This window comes from Streptococcus sp. 2022WUSS037 (genome assembly GCF_044427225.1).
GTDB lineage: Bacteria > Bacillota > Bacilli > Lactobacillales > Streptococcaceae > Streptococcus.
This window is the reverse complement of the sequence record NZ_JAOTGJ010000063.1, coordinates 1-3,155: the sequence shown is the minus strand read 5'-3', so window position 1 is coordinate 3,155 and position 3,155 is coordinate 1. Positions and strand designations below refer to the sequence as shown.

General features: G+C 38.5%; 3 protein-coding genes, 1 tRNA gene and 1 rRNA gene. 4 read left to right on the top strand and 1 reads right to left on the bottom strand.

Annotated features, from left to right (window positions below; genetic code table 11):
* Positions 1 to 214: helix-turn-helix domain-containing protein (locus ODU55_RS11515; protein WP_153049227.1), on the bottom strand; the 214-nt coding region annotated here is incomplete at its 3' end.
* 349 nt (positions 215 to 563) lie between these two features.
* On the opposite strand from ODU55_RS11515, the gene ODU55_RS11510 reads away from it, so the two are divergent.
* From ODU55_RS11510 to ODU55_RS11495, 4 genes are all read left to right on the top strand, one after another.
* Positions 564 to 649, top strand: a tRNA-Leu gene (locus tag ODU55_RS11510).
* Between the two features lie 234 nt (positions 650 to 883).
* Positions 884 to 1,765, top strand: coding sequence for a class II fructose-bisphosphate aldolase (locus tag ODU55_RS11505; RefSeq protein WP_004195761.1), 882 nt, complete (start codon positions 884 to 886; stop codon positions 1,763 to 1,765).
* A 391-nt stretch (positions 1,766 to 2,156) separates the two neighbouring features.
* Positions 2,157 to 2,345 carry a 50S ribosomal protein L28 gene (gene rpmB / locus ODU55_RS11500; RefSeq protein WP_001140948.1) on the top strand — a complete coding sequence of 63 codons (189 nt, stop codon included), beginning with the start codon at positions 2,157 to 2,159 and terminating at the stop codon, positions 2,343 to 2,345.
* A gap of 707 nt (positions 2,346 to 3,052) precedes the next feature.
* A 16S ribosomal RNA gene (locus ODU55_RS11495) occupies positions 3,053 to 3,155 on the top strand; the annotation flags it as partial.

Genomic DNA, 3,155 nt, shown 5'->3' with positions numbered 1-3,155 from the left:
GTGCATAATCAGCAGAATAAACTTTTTTGTAGACCCCTTTTCGCACTTGTTGTAAGGTTGTCCCACGCTTGATTTCATTATGAATCGTTTGAGGCGCCTTTCCTAACAAGCCTGCAATTTCACGATTGGACTTATTTTCAAGTTTCCACCGCTCAATCAAGCGACGATTATCTATTGTCAAATGTTTCCCTTTTGGAGTATAATGTTCTTGCATCTCTGTGCCTTTCCTTGTGTTTGTGGTGAACAACAAGTATAGCACAGAGGTGTTTTCTTATACCTTAAATCACATTTCATTTGACAACAGGAACCCTTGAACCTGTTTTTTCAGCTAAACCAAGGCTATGATTAGCCTTGGGCAACTAGCCTAACAGCTTCAAGCCTGTTATCAAATGAAATCATCAACTTACTCACATATAGTGAAACATCTAATTTTTGACTAAGGTAAGGTGGCTAACTTCATTATAGAACTTTCGGTTTTGGCAAAAAAAGTAAAAATAAAAAATAAAATTCAAAAAAAGTGTTGACAAGGATAGTTCCTAATGATATACTAGTTCTTGTGTTAAGCGGGGATGGCGGAATTGGCAGACGCGCAGGACTAAGGATCCTGTGACCGCTTTAGGTCGTGTGGGTTCAAGTCCCACTCTCCGCATAGTGGACTAGCTAAGGCTAGTCCTTTTGCTTTGTCCAGATAAGTGCAGAGCACGATATATGCTAGTTCATAAATTACAAGAATGATACGAAACAGGCATTATTATGGCTTTCATGAAAAGATATGTGAAAGTTTTCTCAAAACTAGACGGTTTCAACTAGCATTTTCAAAATAAAAATGGTAGAATAGAAGAGTATGAGGTGCAACCTCAAAAAATATTAGGAGGCTATCGAAATGCCATTAGTTTCAGCAGAAAAATTTGTCCAAGCAGCGCGTGACAACGGTTATGCAGTTGGTGGATTTAACACAAACAACCTTGAGTGGACTCAAGCTATCTTGCGTGCAGCAGAAGCAAAACAAGCTCCAGTTCTTATCCAAACTTCTATGGGTGCGGCTAAGTACATGGGTGGTTACAAAGTAGCTCGTAACTTGATTGCAAACTTGATTGAATCAATGAACATTACAGTTCCAGTTGCTATTCACCTTGACCACGGTCACTACGAAGATGCACTTGAGTGTATCGAAGTTGGTTACACTTCTATCATGTTTGACGGTTCACACCTTCCAGTAGAAGAAAACCTTGCAAAAGCAAAAGAAGTTGTAGAATTGGCGCACGCTAAAGGTATCTCAGTTGAAGCTGAAGTTGGTACTATCGGTGGTGAAGAAGATGGTATCGTAGGTACTGGTGAATTGGCTCCAATTGAAGACGCAGTAGCAATGGTTGCAACTGGTATTGACTTCTTGGCAGCAGGTATCGGTAACATCCACGGTCCATACCCAGCAAACTGGGAAGGTCTTGACCTTGACCACTTGCGTAAATTGACTGAAGCTGTACCAGGTTTCCCAATCGTATTGCACGGTGGTTCAGGTATTCCAGATGCACAAATCCAAGAAGCGATCAAATTGGGTGTTGCTAAAGTTAACGTAAACACTGAGTGCCAAATCGCATTTGCAAACGCAACTCGTAAGTTTGCAGCGGCTTATGAAGCAAACGAAGCAGAATACGATAAGAAAAAACTCTTTGACCCACGTAAATTCTTGGCAGACGGCGTGAAAGCTATCCAAGCATCTGTTGAAGAGCGTATCGACGTATTCGGTTCAGCGAACAAAGCTTAATGTAACTGCGAAGAAATCTCAGATTCCAAGCAAACAAAGCATAAGTTTCTTAGAGTAAACCAAAAAGGATTTTCTTTCGAGAATCCTTTTTGTTATGTAGTTGATTGAGTTTGATCTAGTTCTTCGCTATGAAGAAATCTACGATAGAAGTGAGCAGAGAACAATTAAAATATAAACCGCTCCAAAGTTTTCATGACTGTAATAGCTTAGAGAACGAAGAATTATGGATGGTGCGCAAACTGTAGTATTAAAATATTTACCTATGAGTATAGATATTTTAAAAAAAGAAAGTGAAAATAATTCTTGCCAAGTCCAATCTTTTCTGTTAGAATAGTATGGTATGTGGTGCTAGCACATCCGATATATTTGATCAAATGAGGAGGAAGATACAATGGCTAAAGTATGTTATTTCACTGGTCGTAAGACTGTATCAGGTAACAACCGTTCACACGCTATGAACCAAACTAAACGCGCAGTTAAACCAAACCTTCAAAAAGTAACTGTTTTGATTGATGGTAAACCTAAAAAAGTTTGGGCTTCAGCACGTGCACTAAAATCAGGCAAAGTTGAACGCGTATAATAACAAAGTCGTTAGAAAAATCTAGCGACTTTTGTTTTTTGAAAAAATAGTCTAGATATAAAGTCAATTAGGAGCAAATTCGGTCACTACATAATAAACAGGAAAGAATATCAACTATATAGCTCTTCACATTGTTGTTGAAAGGTTAACAAAGAAGGAACGTGTCAAAAATGAACTGTGTATTGATGTGGGAGATTTTTCCAAGGTCGAACATTTAAACTTGGATTGATATTAGGGATTGTACGAGAGAGTATATCCGTACGGGTTCTAATAAGAAGGGAATCACGAACTGGAAGAATAGAGAGTGTTTAAAAAATCCAAAAAATCCCAAAAAACCGGTTGACAATGTATAGTATGTCGTGATAGAATAATTGAGTTGTCTCTTGAGGAGTTAGTCAGTAGCGGAATGAAAAAAAGTTTTGAAAAAGTGTTGACAAGTTCAGTAGAAGATGATAGAATAATTGAGTTGTCTCTTGAGGGACTGGTTAACAGCGAAACGAAAAAAAGTTTCAAAAAAGTGTTGACAAAGTTTTTAAGAAATGATAAACTAAGATAGTTGTCGCGAGAGCGCGACAACGAACAAGACCTTTGAAAATTAAAGAAGACGAACCAAACGTGCAGGGTGATTTATCTAAGGATAAATCGTCAATGACAAAACAAAACAATAAAACGGAAAGCTAGTGATAGCTTGAGTTTGAATCAAAACTTTTTATGAGAGTTTGATCCTGGCTCAGGACGAACGCTGGCGGCGTGCCTAATACATGCAAGTAGAACGCTGAAGTCTGGTGCTTGCACTAGACGGATGAGTTG

Excerpts from the sequence above, each read along its gene's own strand:
- ODU55_RS11505 (WP_004195761.1), top strand. The coding sequence starts at position 884 with ATGCCATTAGTTTCAGCAGAAAAATTTGTCCAAGCAGCGCGTGACAAC.
- rpmB (WP_001140948.1), top strand. The coding sequence starts at position 2,157 with ATGGCTAAAGTATGTTATTTCACTGGTCGTAAGACTGTATCAGGTAAC.